This window comes from Dermabacter jinjuensis (assembly GCF_902381725.1).
Taxonomy (GTDB): Bacteria; Actinomycetota; Actinomycetes; order Actinomycetales; family Dermabacteraceae; genus Dermabacter; species Dermabacter hominis.
Genome location: NZ_LR698963.1, coordinates 532,596 through 551,906 on the forward strand (window position 1 = coordinate 532,596; position 19,311 = coordinate 551,906).

General features: G+C 63.3%; 16 protein-coding genes. 7 read left to right on the forward strand and 9 right to left on the reverse strand.

The genetic code is table 11. The features are described from left to right. Positions 1 to 597 (reverse strand): ECF-type riboflavin transporter substrate-binding protein, encoded by a 597-nt coding sequence (locus FXY94_RS02525; protein WP_016663446.1) that lies wholly within the window; start codon positions 595 to 597, stop codon positions 1 to 3. A gap of 11 nt (positions 598 to 608) precedes the next feature. Continuing rightward, positions 609 to 1,451, reverse strand: coding sequence for an SAM hydrolase/SAM-dependent halogenase family protein (locus FXY94_RS02530; RefSeq protein WP_016663447.1), 843 nt, complete (start codon positions 1,449 to 1,451; stop codon positions 609 to 611). 202 nt (positions 1,452 to 1,653) lie between these two features. On the opposite strand from FXY94_RS02530, the gene FXY94_RS02535 reads away from it, so the two are divergent. From FXY94_RS02535 to FXY94_RS02550, 4 genes are all read left to right on the forward strand, one after another. Further along, positions 1,654 to 2,601 carry an ABC transporter ATP-binding protein gene (locus tag FXY94_RS02535; RefSeq protein WP_016663448.1) on the forward strand — a complete coding sequence of 316 codons (948 nt, stop codon included), beginning with the start codon at positions 1,654 to 1,656 and terminating at the stop codon, positions 2,599 to 2,601. Between the two features lie 44 nt (positions 2,602 to 2,645). Further along, positions 2,646 to 3,464 (forward strand): ABC transporter permease, encoded by an 819-nt coding sequence (locus FXY94_RS02540; RefSeq protein WP_016663449.1) that lies wholly within the window; start codon positions 2,646 to 2,648, stop codon positions 3,462 to 3,464. An 88-nt stretch (positions 3,465 to 3,552) separates the two neighbouring features. After that, complete coding sequence (locus tag FXY94_RS02545; protein WP_016663450.1) at positions 3,553 to 4,773, forward strand: sensor histidine kinase; 1,221 nt, start codon at positions 3,553 to 3,555, stop codon at positions 4,771 to 4,773. Further along, the gene (locus FXY94_RS02550) at positions 4,770 to 5,387 is read left to right on the forward strand and encodes a response regulator transcription factor (RefSeq protein WP_016663451.1); all 618 of its coding nucleotides are present in this window, start codon (positions 4,770 to 4,772) and stop codon (positions 5,385 to 5,387) included. Before FXY94_RS02545 ends, FXY94_RS02550 begins: the two co-directional genes overlap by 4 nt. Positions 5,388 to 5,571: 184 nt before the next feature. On the opposite strand, the gene FXY94_RS02555 is transcribed toward FXY94_RS02550, so the two are convergent. The 4 genes from FXY94_RS02555 to FXY94_RS02570 form a co-directional block, all read right to left on the reverse strand. Then, the gene (locus FXY94_RS02555) at positions 5,572 to 8,010 is read right to left on the reverse strand and encodes a PhoX family protein (RefSeq protein ID WP_016663452.1); all 2,439 of its coding nucleotides are present in this window, start codon (positions 8,008 to 8,010) and stop codon (positions 5,572 to 5,574) included. 169 nt (positions 8,011 to 8,179) lie between these two features. Further along, the gene (locus tag FXY94_RS02560) at positions 8,180 to 8,707 is read right to left on the reverse strand and encodes a NifU family protein (protein ID WP_051120602.1); all 528 of its coding nucleotides are present in this window, start codon (positions 8,705 to 8,707) and stop codon (positions 8,180 to 8,182) included. A gap of 143 nt (positions 8,708 to 8,850) precedes the next feature. Continuing rightward, the gene (gene feoB / locus FXY94_RS02565) at positions 8,851 to 10,794 is read right to left on the reverse strand and encodes a ferrous iron transporter B (RefSeq protein WP_016663454.1); all 1,944 of its coding nucleotides are present in this window, start codon (positions 10,792 to 10,794) and stop codon (positions 8,851 to 8,853) included. Next, a complete protein-coding gene (locus FXY94_RS02570; RefSeq protein ID WP_016663455.1) occupies positions 10,791 to 11,150 on the reverse strand; it encodes a FeoA family protein in 360 nt (119 codons plus the stop codon). Before FXY94_RS02570 ends, feoB begins: the two co-directional genes overlap by 4 nt. 232 nt (positions 11,151 to 11,382) lie before the next feature. On the opposite strand from FXY94_RS02570, the gene FXY94_RS02575 reads away from it, so the two are divergent. Further along, positions 11,383 to 12,699 (forward strand): ABC transporter substrate-binding protein, encoded by a 1,317-nt coding sequence (locus FXY94_RS02575; RefSeq protein WP_016663456.1) that lies wholly within the window; start codon positions 11,383 to 11,385, stop codon positions 12,697 to 12,699. A 15-nt stretch (positions 12,700 to 12,714) separates the two neighbouring features. Here FXY94_RS02575 and FXY94_RS02580 read toward each other — a convergent pair whose 3' ends face one another. From FXY94_RS02580 to FXY94_RS02590, 3 genes are read right to left on the reverse strand one after another with little or no spacing between them, the layout of a single operon-like run. Beyond that, entirely contained in the window at positions 12,715 to 13,653 is a 939-nt protein-coding gene (locus FXY94_RS02580; protein ID WP_016663457.1) for a carbohydrate ABC transporter permease, read from the reverse strand. Then, on the reverse strand, positions 13,650 to 14,534 hold the full coding sequence (locus tag FXY94_RS02585) for a carbohydrate ABC transporter permease (protein WP_016663458.1): 885 nt from the start codon (positions 14,532 to 14,534) through the stop codon (positions 13,650 to 13,652). The genes FXY94_RS02580 and FXY94_RS02585 overlap by 4 nt, the downstream gene beginning before the upstream one ends. Next, on the reverse strand, positions 14,531 to 15,856 hold the full coding sequence (locus FXY94_RS02590) for an ABC transporter substrate-binding protein (RefSeq protein ID WP_016663459.1): 1,326 nt from the start codon (positions 15,854 to 15,856) through the stop codon (positions 14,531 to 14,533). The genes FXY94_RS02585 and FXY94_RS02590 overlap by 4 nt, the downstream gene beginning before the upstream one ends. Positions 15,857 to 16,079: 223 nt before the next feature. Between FXY94_RS02590 and FXY94_RS02595 the strand changes: the two genes are divergently transcribed. Together FXY94_RS02595 and FXY94_RS02600 are read left to right on the forward strand one after the other, a co-directional pair. Then, entirely contained in the window at positions 16,080 to 16,925 is an 846-nt protein-coding gene (locus FXY94_RS02595) for an MBL fold metallo-hydrolase (protein WP_016663460.1), read from the forward strand. Positions 16,926 to 17,538: 613 nt separating this feature from the next. Further along, complete coding sequence (locus tag FXY94_RS02600; RefSeq protein ID WP_016663461.1) at positions 17,539 to 19,296, forward strand: pyruvate dehydrogenase; 1,758 nt, start codon at positions 17,539 to 17,541, stop codon at positions 19,294 to 19,296. The last annotated feature ends 15 nt before the right edge of the window (positions 19,297 to 19,311 follow it).

The window sequence follows — 19,311 nt, forward strand, 5'->3', positions numbered from 1 at the left end:
TTAAGCGCCCACCTCGAGCGAGCCCGAGCGGATGCGCGTCTTCGCGTACAGCGCGAGGATGATCGAGCCAAACACGCAGGTGAGAATCGCATTCGTCACGAAGGCCAGGAGGCCCTGCACGATGACCTTATCGAACGGTTCGCCCATGAGCGTCACGTCGAGAATCCACGCGAGAACGCCCCATGCAACGAAGTGACCCACGATGACCGCGAGGTTGAAGCGCACGAGATCCCGGCGCGGGAACTCCCCCTCGTTTACGCGGTTACGAAGCATGAAGAAGCCCACGATGAGGCCGAATACAGCCGTCGGAATCTCCCACGAAAGCCAAATGCCGTAGCCGGTTGCGTCCGCGAGAATATGCCCCACGAAACCGGCGATGCCCGCGACGTACGGGCCATACAGGACCGCGAGAACCGCAAGGAGAGCGTACTGGAACGTGATCGATTGATTCGGCACGGGGACGGGAATCGCGACGAAGCGGCTCAGGACAAAAAAGAGGGCGGCACCGATACCGATGGCGACGACCTGCGTCACGGGAGAGACCTTACGGGTCACGGGAAGCGGTGCACTCGACGTAGGGGTTTCAGGGGTAGACATGAGGGGATCCTTTACTTTTCGACCTTCTCGAACACGACGTGCCAGCTGTTGCCGCGCCCGAGGTGGAAGGCATTCGCGTACGAGCCACGATTGATCGCGACAGCCACGCGATCAAGGGAATTCACGTAGATGAGCGATTCGCCAACCTCGACGTGCGCGAAGCTCGGCGCATACACGAGGCTCGTCGCGTGAACGGTTTGCCCGTTATGGGTGATCGTGAGGCGCACGTAGTCGCCGTGGAAAATACCGGCCTCTTCAAAGAAGGTGCGCGGGATGGACGTCCACAGGGAGCCGTAACGGTTATCGTGCGCGTCAATCGTGCCCGTAAGTGCGTTGCCCTCGATCTTCGGCGCAAGCACCGGGAGGGTCACGACCTCACTCACCTCGCGGCTCGGGCCGACCTGCTCGTACGTGATCGTTCCGCTCGCGAGCCGCGCACCGGTGAACGCGTAAATGTCACGCCCGTGGAAAGTGTAGGAATGCGCCGAACCTTCGCGCCGATTGAAATGCTCGTCGATCTCGCGCAGCTCCTCGATCCCGAAAAGCTTCTCGATGTGAGTGAGGGTGCCGTTGTTCGGGGTCACGACGTAGTGGCCGGTCGACGTGCGCGCCACCACGCTCAAGCGATCCGAGCCAACACCCGGATCCACGACCGAAACGAACACCGTGCCTTCGGGCCAATACGACACGACCTGCGCGAGGCGGTAGGAGCCCTCCCAAATGTCATAGGGAGGAATGTTGTGCGTGACATCGTGGATGCGCAATTCGGGGTGCACGCCCGTGGCGACGCCGTACATTGCGCTCACGGCGCCATCGACGTACCCGAAATCCGATTGCAGAACGAGCGGTTTCACCGCGCACCCTCCCTCTGTTCACCTGCACTGATACCCCCACAAGGATAGCGAGCGAGGCAAGAGGCATGAAGCTCCGTGGCGAAATGTGAACACCGCCGCAGGGTGCCTGTTGACATCTGTCATTCGCACGCGTGACAAAACCCAGCGAAGCTCCTGACGTTTTCCACTACTGGGTTCGCGAGCGATCGCGAAGAGTGGAGACATGAACACGGCACACACCCCCATCACCGTCTCGAACCTGACCCGCACATACGCGGGCGCAAAGAAAAAGAAAGCCTTCACCGCGGTGGACGGCATTTCCTTTCACGTCACCGAAGGCGAGGTCTACGGCCTCCTCGGCACGAACGGCGCAGGCAAAACGTCAACTCTCGAAATCCTCGAAGGCCTCGCACCCGCCACAAGCGGGAGCGTATCGGTCCTCGGCATGGACCCCACGAAGGACCGCGCGAACGTTCGCCCCCACACGGGAACCATGCTCCAATCCGGCGGCCTGCCCACCCAACTGACCGCCGCTGAAACGATTCGCATGTGGGCAGGAACGTGCTCGCAGCCGATGCCCCCAGAGCGGGCCCTCGACGCTGTCGACCTCACGCACCGCGCGAAGGTCAAGGTCGGCTCGCTCTCCGGCGGTGAACAGCGCCGCCTCGACCTCGCCTGCGCCCTCGTTGGGCAGCCCTCGATCCTCTTCCTCGACGAGCCCACGACCGGGCTCGACCCCGAATCGCGCCGCCGCGTATGGAGACTCCTCGAGAACCTCAAAACGCAAGGGGTCACGATGATCCTCACGACCCACTACCTTGAGGAAGCCGAGCGCCTCTGCGATCGAATCGGGATCATGCACCGAGGAGCAATCGTCCTCGAAGGCAGCCTGCGAGACATCGTCTCCACGGAAGCATCGGTGATCCGCTTCGGCGTCGGGGACGGGTCCGACGCCGCCGGCGCCTCCACCGCCCCTCAGCCTCCCGCCCTTGCCGGCGCCCAGGTCACTCGCTCCGGCTCCACGTACGAAGTGCGAACCGATCACCTTCAGGAGCACTCGCTCGCCATCTTGCAGTGGGCGCGAAGTGAGCGCCTCGCCCTGCGCGACTTCTCCTCGACCCCCGCATCCCTCGAGACCGTCTTCATGCGCGTGGCAGGCGAACAGAACTGACGGGCGCGCAGCAGACACCAAAGCTTCCACCGAAAGGACACCCCATGACCACGGCAACAGCCACAGCACATTCCACACCCCGCTCGAGCCGCCTTTCCCGCACGATTGCCCTCGCGCGCGCCGAGCTCACGCAGTTTTTGCGCAATCCCACTCTCCTGTTCATGGCGCTTCTCTTCCCCCTTGGCCTCACGGTCGCCATGTTCGTGCTCAGCTCCACGGGCGGCGGCGAGGCCTTCGCCGCCTCGCTCGCTCTCGAAACGTCCGTGCTTATGACGATGCTTCTCGTCGTGTACTACTCGGTTCTCTCGATGTCGACCACTCGGCGTGACGAGAAGGTCCTCAAGCGTCTGCGCACCGGAGAGGCGAAGGACTCGGATATTCTCGTGGCGATTGCTGCCCCGAGCTCCCTCCTCGCCGTCGTGTTGATGGTGCTCGCCCCAATCCTCCTCATCGTTCTCGGTGCTCCCGCACCAGTCAACGTCGTTCCTCTCATCGTCGCTGTCCTCGGCGGGATCGCCGTGAGTGCGGCACTCGGATTCCTCACGAGTGCCTTCACGATCAACGCCGAAGCCGCCCAGATCACCTCGCTACCCGTTATGGTCCTCGCGATCGCCTCCCAAAGCACCTTCCGCGCGCTCATGCCCGAACAGGTCACGCGCATCATCGACCGCACACCCTTCGCGCTCATGGGGGACCTCGCACACCTGGCATGGTCGGGAACGACGGTCACCGGTGGGTTCGAGCCGCTCGAATCCGGCGCGGCTCTCGCGGCCGCAACCGCGCCCATGCTCATGCTCGCACTGTGGGCCATAGCGCTCCTCGTGCTCGTGCCGAGGGTCATGAAGTGGGAATCTAACCGGTAAACCGCCGACTACGACCCGTGGGACACTGGTGGGGCTTCTCTCGGCCCCGCCAGTTTCCCCTTTTCCGCCAACAAACAGAGGACACCGCATGAGCACCGCCCCGGGCGACCACGCCGCAGAACCGGCGCGCGTTCGCAGCATGGAGAAATACGCGCTCTACACGAAGTGGTCCGTCGCGCTTGCGGCACTCTTCACTTGGCTCCTCTTTGCCATCCCCAGTATCACGGCAACAACCTCGAAGCACGCGGGCCTCACACCTCTGCTGTGGGCAGTCGCCACGGCTGCCCTCACGCTCTTCGTGAGCATCACTCTCCTACGCGAACCCGCATTCGAACTATTTCCTGAAAGACGGGGACGCGCGCGTGGAGCGAGGGTCAGTTTCATTCTGGTGCTCGTGAGCTGGATCGTGTGCATCCTCGTGTCCGTGCTCGCGCCCGTTTCGATCGGGGCGTGGGCAAGCGTCTACGCGATTCTGTGCACCGCGCTCTTCGCACTCGCCCACGCGCCGTGGATGCGACACAAGTGGATCGCCGTCACCGTCGCCGCCCTTCTCACGTGCGCAACGCAGCTCAGGATTGACGCCAGCACCGCACTCACATCGATCTGCATTCCCCTCATCTTCCTCACCGCCACGCTCTCCGCCTTCTGGGGCCTCGACGTTTTGCGCGACGCTGACCGGGCCCGCAAACTCGATGCCGAACTCCACGTCAGCGCGGAACGACTCCGCTTCGCCCAAGAGCTTCACGACACGATGGGTCAGAGGCTCGCGGCGATCAGCCTCAAAACACAGGTGGCGATCGCCCTCGTCGAACGTGGCGATAGGAACGCCATGAAGGAACTTCGCGAACTCCAGGAACTCGTGAAGGCCAGCACCGCCGATATGCGCGCCGTCGCCCACGGCTACCGGCGCATCAATCTCGCCACGGAGATCGCCGAAGCCCGTGCGCTCCTTGGAGCCTCACACATCAACGTCCGCGTCGACGGCGACTCCCTCGACGTTCCCGACAGCCGTCGAGAAGACGCCGCCTGGTTCGTCCGCGAAGCCACCACCAACATCCTCCGCCACTCCCACGCCACGAGTGCGCGCCTCACTCTTGCCGAGGACAACGTGGCTATGACGAACGACGGCGCGCTCGAAAGCCCCGGCCCACTCTCGGGTCTCGAGTCGCTCCGCCGCCGCGTGGCCGTAGCGGGCGGAAGCATCACCGTCGAGCATGACGCCCCGCACTTCACCGTGCGGCTATGCTTCGACGAGGGGCCGGCGAGTGTCAGACCCGCCCCCACCCACACACCCGAGGAGAGCGCATGATCCGCATCGCCATCGCCGACGATGAAACCCTCGTTGCCTCTTCCCTCGCGACCCTGCTCGGGCTCGAAGAGGATTTCGAGATCGCCACCGTGTGCGGCTCGGGCGAGGAGATACTCGAGTGGTGGGCCCGAGACACCGGCGGCGCCGACGTTCTCGTGTGCGACCTGCAGCTTGGCGGGATCGACGGCATCGAAACTGCGCATCGCGTGCGCGAGAAACACCCCGGTGTGCAGGTGCTTATCGTGACGAGCCACGCACGGCCCGCAGCCCTCAAGCGCGCGCTCGAACGCGGTATCGCGGGATTCCTCCCGAAAACGTCGGACGCGAAAGAGTTCGCCGCGGCCATCCGCACCGTCCACGCCGGACGGCGCTACCTCGACCCCGAAACAGCGGCCCTCGCGATCAACCAGGGCGACAGCCCCCTCACGGTCCGCGAGCGGGAACTACTTGAACTAGCGGGGCGGGGCCTTTCCATCGACGACATCGCCTCCGAAGCGCACCTCGCGGCCGGAACCTGCCGAAACTACCTCTCGAACGCGATGGCAAAAGTTGGTGCGGCCAACCGCTTCGAAGCCTTCACCGTGGCGCGCGACCGCGGCTGGCTCTCGTCATGAGCACGTTGCCGGGCAGGGAGTGCCGGTTCCACGGCTTTGAGAGGGGAGCAAACAGACTAGAGAGCCCCTTCAGGTGTCGTAGCGTCGCTTTTCTCCCCCAGGAATTAAGGCAAAACCAGGGAGGGGCCCCGCGCCGCAGCGCGAGACCCCTCCCGTTTAAGCCCTAGGGCTCAGCGGATCATGCTCAGGCGTCGGCCTGGCCGTCACCTTCAGCCTCGGTTGCAGGCTTAGCGTCCTTGGCGGACTTTGCAGCCATCATGCCGCCAGCGGCGAGCAAAGCCGCGGCGCCTGCGGCGACCGGAGCGGCCTCGAAACCGGTGCGCGGAAGCGGACCACGGTTGTTTTCTGCATCCTTCTTAACCTTCTTGACCGGCTTCTTCGGCTGCTTCTTCTCCGGCTTCTTGGGAGCGGGCGCAACCGGAACAGCCGCGTCGCTCGGGTCCTTGCCGGGCGCAGGCTGTGCCGACGGCTCCTCGGGCTTGGGCTCCTCGGGCTTCGGCTCTTCCGGCTTCGGCTGTTCCGGCTTCGGCTCGGGCTTGGGCTTGGGCTCTTCCGGCTTAGGCTCGGGCTTCGGCTCCTCAGCCTCATCCCAAATCGGCAGAACCTGCACGACCGTCGGGCGCGGGCCGGTCTGGTTGTACTCAGGGAAGAAGGAGTGCTGCTCGCTGAACTTGCCATCTTCACCCGGGTGCTGAACCGACACGAATGCCGAGTAGTCCTCGTCGCGAACGATCGGGCCACACGTCTCTGCCTCGCGAGGCACAGAGAGGAACTGCTCGACGTTGCCGCGCATGTCTCCCTCGAGGGTCACGCGGAACAGGCCATCGTTGTAGCCGATCCCGCTCGGGGCACCGTCGGTCGAAATCCAGAGGTTGCCCACAGAGTCGAACGCGAGGTTGTCCGGGCAGGAAATGGGCGAAACCGACGTCGGATCGACGTTGCCGTAGAAGGTTTGGTCGCCACCGTTCGGGTCGCCGGCCACGAGGAGAAGGTTCCACGCGAACTCGGTGCTCGTCTGGTCACCCTGCTCGTCGAGCTCGAGAACCTGACCGTCGCGGTTCTTCTGGCGCGGGTTCACTTCATCCACCTGGAAGATCTCGCGCTTCGAGTTGTTCGTGAGGGCCGCGTACACCTTGCGCGAGTGGTGCGAGGGCTCGACGTCCTCGGGACGGTCCATCTTGGTGGGCTCCACCTTGTCGGCAGCGGTGCGGGTGTTGACCGCAATCTCTTCGACAGTCATGCCCTCAACCTGCGACTTGCCGCCCAGGATCAGCGGAACCCATTCGCCGGTGCCGTCGAACTGACCGTCCGAAGGAACGGCGCCGCTGCCGTCGATTTCTTCCTTGGGCGAGTTGCCGTAGAAGCGCGCGACGTAGAGATCGCCCTCGGTGAGGAGCGTCATGTTGTGCTTGCGATCGCCCTCGACGTACTTCTCCTTGGAGACGAACTTGTACATGTACTCGAAGCGCTCATCGTCACCGGAGTAGACAACCGCGCGGCCGTCCTCGGCGATGATGACGTTCGCACCCTCGTGCTTGAAGCGGCCGATCGCGGAGTGCTTCTTCGGGGTCGAGGTGGGGTCCCACGGGTCGATCTCGATGACGTAACCGAAGCGGTTGACCTCATTCTCGTAGCCGTGGTTGGTCGCGTTGAAACGGTCCTCAATCATATCGAAGCCGTATACGGTCTCGCCCGAGCCGAGCCCGAGGCGGGCGTTCGACTGAATGTTCTCATCGGCAACGAAGTAGCCGTGGAAGTTTTCTTCGCCCGAAAGGAGCGTGCCCCACGGGGTGAGGCCACCCGAGCAGTTCGCGAAGGTGCCGAGGATCGTGCGGCCCTTGGGGTCGTCCTTCGTTATCACGAATTCGGAGCCCGCGGCGGGGCCGGTGAGTTCATACTCCGTGTCGAGGAGGAAGCGGCGGTTGAGTTTTCCGCCCTTCACGTAGGTGTAGGGCGACTTGCGGTCCTTGCGCTCGAGCTCCACGACGGTGAGCCCCTGCGCAGCCATCGTGATGGCGACCTGGTCTTCCTTCATCATGTCCTCCGGGAACATGATGTTCGCGTTCGTGTACTCGTGGTTCACGAACATGACGGCGCGCAGGCCATCCGAGCCGGGGATCTCCTGGATCTCCGTGTAGTCGTTGTTGTACCCGAACTGCTTCGCCTGGGCTTCGGGAGTCTGGTTGTTCCAGTCGAACTCAGGCGAGTCGTCGAAGAGGGGGTCGCCCCACTTGATGACGGGCTCCCAGCGGTAGCCCTCGGGGACATTGAATTCGTCGACATCCTTGTTGACGGGAGCGATGGGGGTGAAGCGGAGCTTCGAGCCATTCGGCGCTTCGGGGGCCGAGCCGATCGTGGGGTTCGGGGCGCTCGGGTCGGCAGCGAAGGCGGCCTGACCCATGCCCTGCGTGCCGCCGGCGGCGATCACGAGGGCGCTTGCGGCAGCACCGCCGAGGAGCGAGCGGCGGCTGATCGCGGCGGAGACGATGTCACCGATGTAGGAGTTGTTGCTCGTGTTGCATGCGGGCTTCGCGCACTGGTTGTCGCACTTGAGTGCGCAGGTCACTGCGGAACGCTTGCCGCGAACGTGATCCTTCATGAGGAGCGGGAGGTGGAGCACCATTGGAGGCATCCCTTCAATGTGGTTGGTGATCGGACGCAGTTACAGTGCTCTACGCGAGGGACCAACATCCGCAGTAAAAGTGACGCCCACGTGAATTTTTTTCAAAGAACAGTCAAGACGTGCGCGTGCCGCCCGCAACGAGGGGCGGATGAAGCACCTACCTACACCCTCACGAAGAAGACACAGGCGGGCGGCGAAAAAGTCCCTGGAAGAGCCGCGGCGCCGTGCGCGGGGTCGCATCGCGCACCTCAGCAAGCGCGGGAACGCGCTCCGCGAGCGCCTTCTCAATGCGCAGGTGGAGCGTCACTTCGGACAGTTCGCAGCCCTTGCACGCCCCTGCGAACTCGACACTCACCACCGGCCCGGCATCGCCCCACTCGACACCAACGATGTGCACTTTTCCGCCGTGCGAGGCGATGTAGGGCGCGAGGTCACCGTCAATCACATCGGTCGCGGCAAGACGCACGGCCTCGACGCGCCTGTCCACCCCGATTTGAGACTCAAACTCCGCGAGGTGGGGCGCCGCCTCGGCAATCATGAGCGCAAGACCCTCGCGAACAGCCTCGGCATCGTTGCGCCAGGAATATCCCGCGCGCAGCCACACCCAGAGTCCGTGAGGCTCCGCCACGATTCGTTCAAGCTGCGGCAGTGCCTCGGCAATCGGCTCCCAGCCAAGCGGCAACGACGCCCCCTGCACGCTCCACCTCAGCGCTCGCTCCGCCCCGGTTACGCTCGTCGGAGCGGGGGTGGCATGGCCAAGACTTGGCACGGCACGCTGGGAGTGGTCGGGCAAAGCGTGAGGTCCGACGCTTGCCGGGGAACCGTCGGAACCCACGCCCACTACAGCGCTCCCACCGCGAGCTTCGCGATAAACGCTCCCACCCACGCGAGCGCGAACATGTAGCAGAAGGCGAGGGCGGGCCATGTCCACGAACCGGATTCGCGACGCAACGCCGCGATGGTACTAGTGCACTGCAGCGCGAACACGAAGAACACGAGGAGCGCGGCTATCGTGCCTGGCGTGAAGAGGAGCTGGCCTTCGTGCGGTCCGGGACCCCACGTGAGAGAGGAGAGAGCATCGCCGGGGTTTTCTGGATCGGACGCACTCGCGATCTGCCCGAGCGTCGAAACGAACACTTCGCGCGCGCCGAGCGAGGCCACGACACCGACGCTCACGCGCCAATCGAAACCAAGGGGCTCGAACACGGGCTGGACGGCCTTGCCGAGGCCCGCACCGTAGGAATGCTCAAGCTGGTAGGTCGCCACGGCCGCCGAATCGGACTGGTCGATGCCCGCGGCCGCGAGCTCCGCATCGCCCACGGCCGGGAGGTTGAGCAGCGCCCACAACACGAGTGTGAGCAGGAGGATGATGCGTCCCACCTTCGTGAGAAAGCCCTTCACGGGAATCCACGTGTTCGTCACGAGCTCGCGCACCGTTGGGATGCGGTAGGTAGGCATCTCCATGTAGAAGGGGAGGTTTGCCCGACCGCGCCCAAAAATCTTCGAGAACACCCACGCCGAGCCCATCGCAGAGCATGCCCCGAGCACGTACAACCCAAAGAGCGCCGCGCCCTGCGCGCCGATCACTCCGCCGAGGCGGGCATCGGCCGGGACCAGCATCGCAATCAACATCGTGTACACGGGAAGACGTGCCGAGCACGTCATGAGAGGGATCGTAAGCATCGTCGCGAGCCGGTCGCGGGCCGACGGCAGCGACCGCGTCGCCATAATCCCCGGAATCGCACACGCGAGGCTCGAGAGCATCGCGACGAACGCCCGGCCCTCGAGGCCCGCACCTGCCATGACCCGATCCATGAGGAACGCCGCCCGCGACATGTAGCCGGACGCCTCGAGGATGGCGAGCGCGAAGAACAGCAGGAAAATCTGGGGAACGAACGTGAGAACGCCGCCCACGCCACCGATCACGCCATCGGCCACGAGACCGGCAAGCCAGTCGATACCGATATTTTCGCGCGCAACATCTCCGAGGAACGCGAAGCCCTCTTCGATCCAGCCTTGAATGGGAGCAGCGACCGTAAAAATAAGCTGGAACAGCGCAAACATCGCCGCAAAAAACACGAGGCTGCCCCACACGGGATGCAGCAGCACCGCATCGAGCTTGCGGGTGCGGGCGTGGGTGCCGGGCGCGCGATAGTGCGCGGCTTCGAGCACCGAATCGATCCACGCAGCGGAGCCCTTCGGGTTGGTGGGAGCGGCAATGGCGGGGCTCGGCCAGTCCTCCTCCGACGCCAGCTCGGCTTTCAGCGCGTCGAGCTCTCGGTGGTTTCCGGCCGTCACGACGAGAACGCGGTGGCCAAGCGCCTTCGACAGTGCCGCGACGTCCACACTGCCGCCGCGCGAGAGGAATTCGTCGGCATGGGTGAGCGCCACAAGGATCGGCAGACCCGTGCGTTGAAGCTGTGCAATGAGCCCGAGCGAGCGGCGCATACTCGTCGCGTCAAGCACCGCGATGAGCGCATCCGCGCGGCTTTCATCGCTGAGCGATTCGAGAACAACCTGTTCATCGGGGCTGATGGGGTCGAGCGAGTAGGTGCCCGGGAGGTCCTCCACCTGGGCGTCGATTCTCGCGCCGGAGGCGTCCTGCACTTCGACGCTACCCACGAACCTGCTGACCGTGACGCCCGGGTAGTTCGCGACCTTCGCCCGCATGCCCGTGAGGGCGTTGAACACCGTGGATTTACCGGCGTTCGGGTTGCCCACGAGCGCAAAACGGCGCGCGCCGGTATCGCGCGGCGCTTCCGGCGCCGCATCGTGGCAGGTCATGCTGCCTTCTTCTCGACCGAGTTGTTGGGGTGCTCATCCCCAACGTGCACGAGGATGCGTGCCGCGTCGCGCTTTCGAAGGACGATTTCGCAATCGGCAACGCGGAACACGAGCGGGTCACGCATGGGCGCCTTGCGCACGAGCTCAACCTCGAGACCCGGGTGGAAGCCCAGGTCAAAGAGGCGGCGGCACAGAACAGAATGCGAGTCACGATACGCCGCGATGATCGCCGTGACCCCCTTCGGCACATCGCTCAAGGCGATCGTCGAAGCGAAGGGGCAGTCGAGGGTGCACACGAGCGCACGCGAGGTGAGCTCGTTGGCGAGCGACGTCATCTCGGGATAGGCAACTGACATATTTGCAAGGTTAGCATTGCCTAATCTAACTAGGAAGGGACGTGGGGCACGCCACCGTCGGACCGAAGAACCCCCGGGCAGTGCCGCAGATCTGAATACTCAGTGAACGAGCTGCAACATTTCACCTCCTGCCTTGCCGTAAATTCCCCGCCATTGGTCTTCTTAAAGCGGCTTTAGAAAACCGTTCACTTCTGCCACTCTCCGAAACCCCTTACCCACAAAGGAGACCATCATGGCCACATCCCCGATCGCCCGCCGCTCCCTCCTCGCCGCTGGCGGGGCCGCCTTCGCCGCCGCAGCAGCAGGATGCGGCGGAGGGAACAAAGCCGACGTCAAGGGCGCCACGAACGAAATTGGCGACGACCCGACAAAGATCAAAGGCACGATCACCTACGCCTACTGGGACATCAACCAGGAGGCCATGCTCACCGACGTCATGAAGGCCTTCAACAAGAAATACCCGAACGTCAAAGTCCAGCTGAACATGGTGCCGTTCAAGGACTACTTCACCAAGCTTCGCGCGCAGGCTTCGTCGAAGGCTCTTCCCGACGTCTTCTGGATGAACGGCCCGAACTTCCGCTCCTACGCGGAAAACGGCCAGCTTGCGTCCCTCAAAGCCCTCGTCGACGACGGGCTCATCGACCCGAACAAATACCCGAGCGCACTCGTCGACATGTACACGGTCGACGGCGAACTCTTCGCGACGTGCAAGGACGTCGACTGCGTAGGTATCTGGTACAACAAGAAGCTCTTCGACCAGGCCGGCGTTGCCTACCCGGACGAAACCTGGACGCTCGACACCTACAAGGAAAAGGCACTCGAGCTCACCGACAAGCTTCCCGACGGCGTGTGGGGCTGCGCTGAGGTTTTCTCGCGCACAGCCTCCTACTACCACTCGATCGCCATCAACGGCGGATGGGTAATCTCCGACGACAAAAAGAAGTCCGGCTACGACGACCCCAAGACGATCGAGGGCGTGAAGTTCTGGCGCGACCTCATCGAGATCGGCGCATGCCCCGACCAGGAGTTCCTTGCTGAAAACTCGTGCTACGGCATGTTTGAAGGCGGCCAGGTGGCCATGCAGTGGTCAGGCAACTGGCGCGTTGGCGCACTCATCGGCTCCTCCGTGAAGAACGACTGCGCCGTCGCGTATCTTCCCGGCGGCGACGACCGCAAGACCGCCGTGCACGGCCTCGGCCACGTGATCTCTGCAAACACCAAAAACCTCGCTGCCTCCCAGGCCCTCGTGACCTTCCTTGCGGGTGAAGAAGCAGCCAAAATCAGCGCGGAATCCGGGATCGCGCTCCCCGCTCTCGAAGGCACCCAGGATCCGTACGTCGACGCCCAGCCCGGCTATAACCTCGAGGTCTTCGTCGACCAGGCACACAACTACGCCGTGCCTTTCCCCGTCTCCAAGACGTGCCCCGAATGGGAGGAACTCGAGGGTGAATACCTCTCGAAGGTCTTCAACGGGGAAATCACCGCGGAGGACGGCTGCCGCGAGCTCGCGAAAGCGATGAACGAGGTCCTCGAAAAGGAAAACAGCTAAACGCCCGGACTCTCCCTACCCCTTGACCGAGCCCTCCGTGAGGCCACCGCGCCAGAAGCGCTGCAGCACGAGAATGAGGATCGCGAGCGGGATCACCGAGAGCAGCGCGCCGCCGGTCGTGAGCTGGAAAAACTCCGGCAAACGATCCGTTTGCGCGCGCCAGTTATCGAGGCCCAGAGTGATCGGGTAGAGCTTCTCGTCGGCAAGCATCACGAGGGGCAGGAAGTAGTTGTTCCAAATCGCCACGAATTGGAACAGCAGGATCGTCACCACCGCCGGCGTGAGCTGAGGAAGGGCAAGCCTGTGGAACAGCCCAATCTCGCTCACGCCGTCGAGACGCCCCGCCTCAAGCATCGAATCCGGAACGGCCGCACTCGCGTAGATTGACGCGAGGAACAGACCGAACGGGCTCACGAGCGACGGAATAAGCACGGCCCAGTACGTGTTTGTGAGCCCCACGCTCGAGAACAGGAAAAACAGCGGGAGCGCGGTCGCGGTGCCCGGCACGAGCACACCACCGAGCACGAACGCGTACACGGCCCTGCGGCCGGGGAAGCGGTATTTCGCGAGCGCATACCCCGCGGCGACCGCGAAGTAGGTCGCGAGCACCGAGCCCACTCCCGAATACAGAAGCGAGTTGAGCGCCCAGCGCGAGAAGATCCCGCCATTGGCCGTAAAGACAGCCTTGAGGTTGTCGAACAGCAGGAATTCTTTGCCAAACCAGAAGCCGCTCGTACCAAACAGGTCCTCGGTCGACTTCGTCGCGTTCACGATCACCCAATAGACCGGCACGAGGAAGTACATCGCGACGATCGCCAAAAGCGCCGTCACAATGATCGTCGTCGCTGGCTTGCGACCGGCCGAGCGGGCACCCGAACGCTGATCCCGCTCAAGGCGCATAGCCTGCTTCTTCCTCGAACGTTCGCTGACGTGCGTCGTTTGCGTGGCGCTCATCGCTTCCTCTCCGCCCACGAGGAGACCCCGAGAGCAATGGCCGAAAGAACAAAGGCCGAGACCGCGATGATTACGGCCTGCGCGGCCGCCATCCCAACCTCGTTGTATTGGAACGCGTACGCATAGGCGCTCATGTTCGGCGTGTACTCGTTCGTGATGCCCGAGCTCATCGTCATCAGTAGGCGAGGCTCCGCGAACAGTTGGAGCGTGCCGATGATCGAGAAGATGATCGTCAGCAAAAGCGCCGGCCGAATGAGTGGCAACTGAATGGAGGTCACGATCTTCAAGGGGCCGGCCCCGTCGATGCGGGCGGCCTCGTACAGCTCACCGGGAATGGCCTTGAGCTGGGCGATGATGATGAGCATGTTGTAGCCCGTATACGTCCAGGTCACGATGTTCGCGATCGACCACAGCACCATGTCTGGGCTCAGGAAATCGGCCTCAATTCCCACGAGCTGAAGCGCATCAACGATGGGGCTCAGACCCGGGATGTACAGGAACGACCAGAGGATAGTGGCGATCACGCCCGGAATGCCGTAGGGCAAAAAGTAGGCGCTTCTAAAGAATCCCGGCCATTTCGCCGCGGCACTTTCGAGAAGGAGCGCGAGGATCGTTGCGGCGACGATCATGACGCTCACCTGCACGACGCCAAAGAGGATCATGCGCCCGATCGAGGCCACAAAGTTCTGGTTCGCGAGCGCGGCGATGTAGTTATCGAAGCCCGCGAACGAAGTCTCGATACCTCCCTCGCCGAGGAGGCCGTGGCGCTCCACGGTCGTGAAGCTGTAGCCAACCGCCATGATGATCGGCACCACCATCGTGCCGATGAACAGCACCAAAAACGGTGCCATAAGTACCCAGGGTGCCCACTTCGATTTCATCGCGCCTCCTCCGCGTTGAGGCCCATGCCTTGCATAATCTCGGTGATGTCTTTCTGCGTGACCGCAAGGAGGTCCACGAGGGGCTGCTCACCGTTGATCGCTTTCGTCATTCCCGTGCCCACGACGTCCATGAAGCGCTGCATAAGCGGCGCCCACGTCCATTCGAGGTTCTGCCCCTCGGCCATGGGCACCATGACCTCTTCGTTGTAGTTTTGGCCCGAGAAGAACTCTGATGGTTGTGTGCGGGACTCACCGATGTAGTCCGCCGACGGCGACCAGCCGATACCGCAGTTCTCGATCATCGCGTCGATTCCCTCGGGGCTCGTGCACATCCACGTGCAGAATTCGAGGGCCTCGGCCGGGTGCTTACTCGTGGAGAGGATTGCCGCTGACGAGCCGCCGTGGGCTCCCGAGGCGTAGCCATCACCCCACGTTGGCATGGGCGCGACGGCCCACTTACCTTTGGCGCCCGGCACCGCTTCGATGAGAGCGTCGCTCCACGATCCGGAGATCGTGCTCAGCACCTTGTCGTCACCCGTGGCCGCCATCCACGGCGTCGAAAACGCGCCGTATCCGGTGCCCACGAGGTTGTCGGCGAGGATGCCATCCCAGAACTCGGCGACCTTGAGCGATTTCTCGTCGGTCATGTTGATGACCCATCCATCGCCCTCGGGCTTGAACCACGTGGCACCCGCCTGCATGGCCCACATGACGAAGTAGGAACCGTCGCTCGGATCGAGGGTAAAGATCGTCTTACCCGCATCCTTGACGGCGCCCGCGACCTCGCGGAACTCGTCCCATGTGGACGGCGGCGTAAGGCCAAGCTCCTCTTCGAGCACTTCGCGATTGTAGAAGTTTGCGACGGGGCCCGTGTCTTGCGGAACGGCCCACACGGACTCGCCCACTTGCGCTTGCGCGAAAGCGCCCGGATCAAATTTGTCTTTGACGATCCCGTAGCGAGAGAGGTCCACGAGGGCGCCCGCGAGCGCGAACTCGGGGACGGAGCGGAGTTCAACCTGCGCAATGTCGGGGCCGCCTCCTGCGGCTACAGCGGAGAGAATCTTGGCGTAGCCGCCACTTCCGCCGCCGGGGATCCATGAGGCTTCCACGTGGATGCGGTCTTGGCTCCTGTTGAATACGTCAGCGACTTTTTGAAGGTCTTTGACCCACGCCCAGTAGGTGAGCTTTACGCGATCCTTCGACGGTGGGATTGTGGCTTCGGCGTTAACCGAGCCGGGGTTTGGTGGAGCGCAGCTCGCGAGGGCACCCGCGAGTGCGGCGCCTGTTCCGGCGAGCGCGGTACGCCGCGTGATGGGTTTCATGGGACCTCCTTGTCGATCCGCAACGGTGCGGCCCTCGACGTTGGGTCGGCCAGCACCCATGCGGCCTGCATCACATTTTATTATACGCCTACCCCTCGGACCTGGGCAAACACCACGCCGTCCAACCGAAAAGGCCGAAGAAAGGGGCCGCGGCGTCGCTAGTTTTGACGCGCTTGACGGGCTGCTTCTACCTCGAAAACCGAGCAGCTGAAAGAATGGGGCCATGGCTGAATTGGTGGATGTCGCGCCCGGAGTCCTCGTGCACACCTCGCGCCACGAGGCACTCAATAGCGTTGTGCTCGCCTCGATCAGCGAGGCGATGCTCGTCGATCCGGGAGGGGAGGTCGATGAGCTCGATGACATCGCTGACCAACTCGACGAGCGCGGCTTGAGCGCCCTTTCTGGCTTCGCCACCCACGCCCATCACGATCACGTCCTGTGGCATCCGGCTTTTGGTGATGTCCCGCGGCTCGCCTCTCAGGCAACCGTCCGCCTTGTCGAAGCCGATCGCGAGCGCCTCCTCGAGCGCGCCGCTTCGGACGATCCGGGCCTTGATTCTCGGCCCGACATCGCCGCGCTGCTCGGCCGGCTCTACCCCACCCCACAGGCTCCGGCCGATGCCCACCGCACATGGCTCCCAAAGGGTGCGGCACCGGACGGCTTCGAGCCCGAATTGCTCACTCACGACGCCCACGTCCCGGGCCACACAGCGCTATGGCTACCCGACCAGCGCATCCTGATCGCGGGCGACATGCTCTCGAGCATCGAGCTCCCTTTGCCCGATCTCGACGGCTGCGACTATCGCGCACGCGTGCTCCAAAAGCGCAGCTTCGACCCTTTCCGCGCCTACCTCGATGCACTCTCACTGCTCGAGCCCTACGCACATGAGGCGCGACTCGTCATTCCTGGCCACGGCCCCCTTGGCACCGATGCGCTCGACAGGCTCGAGCGCGATCGGGCCTACCTCGAGACGATTCTCGAGGGCGGCGATCCCCGTGATGAACGCCGATCGATACCTCGCATGGAGGCGTGGCACGCGCGCCTTCGGGAGGCAGTAGGGCGCGGGTAACCGTCGGACCCTTCTTCCGCGTGGAGAAAAATTCGTAGGCATGCGCGAAAACGGGGAAATAGCGCAGTTATCGACACCTCGATTACGCGAGGCACAATAGGGAAACCCCCGGTCTGCCTTCACGAGGCACAACCGGGGGTCAATCCCTTTACCCTTATCCCCGCACGACGAGACCCCACTTTGCGGGATCCGTGCGCGATGCATTAAGGCAACTACGTCCGCCTTGAAAAAACCAGGAAATGGGCTCACGATTGGCTGTATTTCCTGCAATTCCCCTCGGAAGCGCAACAAACTGCCTGGTCAGCGCCTTGAGCGATTCGCGAAATATTACGCGAGTCACACAATCCGCACGCCACCTTGCACCACTCACGCTCCTTTTTGCATTACGTGCCCGTTCACTCGCATGGCCTGCGCGAGGCCGACGCCCCCGCCCCAAGAATGTACTAACTTCATCAATACGTGGCCCGGCTCACGCGAATAACGTGACCTCTGAAACCTCAAGCTGCAATGGACCAAAGTCCCGCCTACGCTTAAAGCGTCACAGACTCAACGCTGGTCTTTTCGGCGTTTTCGCCGCGGGCCAGACGAACATCCGCGAAAGGGATGAAACTCCATGGCGAAAAAGACACTCGCCCAGCACACCGTTGATCAACTCGTTGCTATGGGCGTCGAGCGCATTTACGGCGTTGTGGGCGACTCCCTCAACCCCATCGTGGATGCCGTGCGCACGACCAAGGGCATCGAATGGATCCACGTGCGCAACGAGGAAGCCGCGGCTTTCGCGGCAGGCGCCGAAGCCCGCGTTACGGGCAAGCTCGGCGTATGCGCAGGCTCGTGCGGCCCCGGCAACACGCACCTCGTTCAGGGCCTTTACGACAACCACCGCGACTCCGTCCCGGTTCTCGCGATTGCTTCGCATATCCCGAGCGAAAAGATCGGGACCGGCTTTTTCCAGGAGACCCACCCCGAGCTTCTTTTCAACGAGTGCTCGGCCTTCTGCGAAATGGTCAATTCGGGCAACCACGGCGCGCAGATGCTTCATAACGCCGCGCAAACCGCGCTTGCGAAGAAGGATGTTTCGGTCCTTGTGATTCCCGGCGACATCGCCAGCCAGGAGGTCACGATTGAAGCGACCCGCACCCTCACCACGACCTTCGGCGCGATCCAGCCGCAGGCCTCGGTCGTCGAGGAACTCGCCCGCCTCGCGAACTCGGCAAAGAAGATCACCCTCTTTGCCGGGGCCGGTATCGAGGGGGCACGCGCGGAAGTCCTCGAGCTCGCCGACACCCTCAAGGCGCCGATCGGGCACGCTTTCGGCGGCAAGGAGTTCATCCAGTACAACAACCCGTTCGACGTGGGCATGAGCGGCCTGCTCGGCTACGGCGCTGCCTACGAGGCAACTCACGAGTGCGATCTTTTGATCCTGCTCGGCACGGACTTCCCGTACTCGGAGTTCCTTCCCCGCGAAGGCAAGCCGAAGGTTGTGCAGATCGATGCCGACGGCTCGCGTCTCGGCCGCCGCGTGCCCCTCGATCTGGGCGTGCACGGCGATGTGGCTCTCACGATCCGCGCGCTGCTGCCCCAGCTCAAGCAGAAGAAAAACCGCTCGTTCCTCAACTCGATGCTGCGCAAGCAGGAGAAGGAGCTCACGCACGTCGTCAACTCGTACACGAAGCGTGCGTCGCGCCTCAAGCCGATCCACCCGGAGTACGTTGCGAGCCTCCTCGATGAGTTCGCGGACGACGATGCTGTGTTCACGGTCGATACGGGCATGTGCAACGTGTGGGCCGCACGCTACATCGAGCCGAACGGCAAGCGCCGCATCTTCGGCTCGTTCCGTCACGGCACGATGGCTAATGCCCTCCCCCAGGCGATCGGCGCCTCGGCTGCACAACCCAACCGCCAGGTCATTTCGATGAGTGGCGACGGCGGCCTCGGGATGCTCATGGGCGAACTTCTCACGGTGCGCCTGCACCAGTTGAACACGAAGATTGTCGTGTTCAACAACTCGAGCCTCGGCATGGTGAAGCTCGAGATGCTCGTGGCGGGCCTTCCCGATTTCGAGACTGACCACGATTCGGTGAACTTCGCGAAGATCGCCGAAGGTGCCGGCATCCCCTCGATCCGTATCGAGAACCCAAAGACCCTGCGCAAGGACCTCAAGAAGGCTCTCGCCGCCCCCGGCCCCATGCTCATCGACATTGTGACGGATCCGGACGCGCTTGCGATGCCTCCGAAGATCACGCTCGAGCAGATGAGCGGTTTTGCAACCGCGGGCGGAAAGATCGTGCTCGAGGGCGGCGTGGGCAAGATGGTGAATCTTGCGAAGTCGAACGTGCGTAATATTCCGCGACCCGGAGCGTTCTTCTAGGAACTCTCGCGAGCG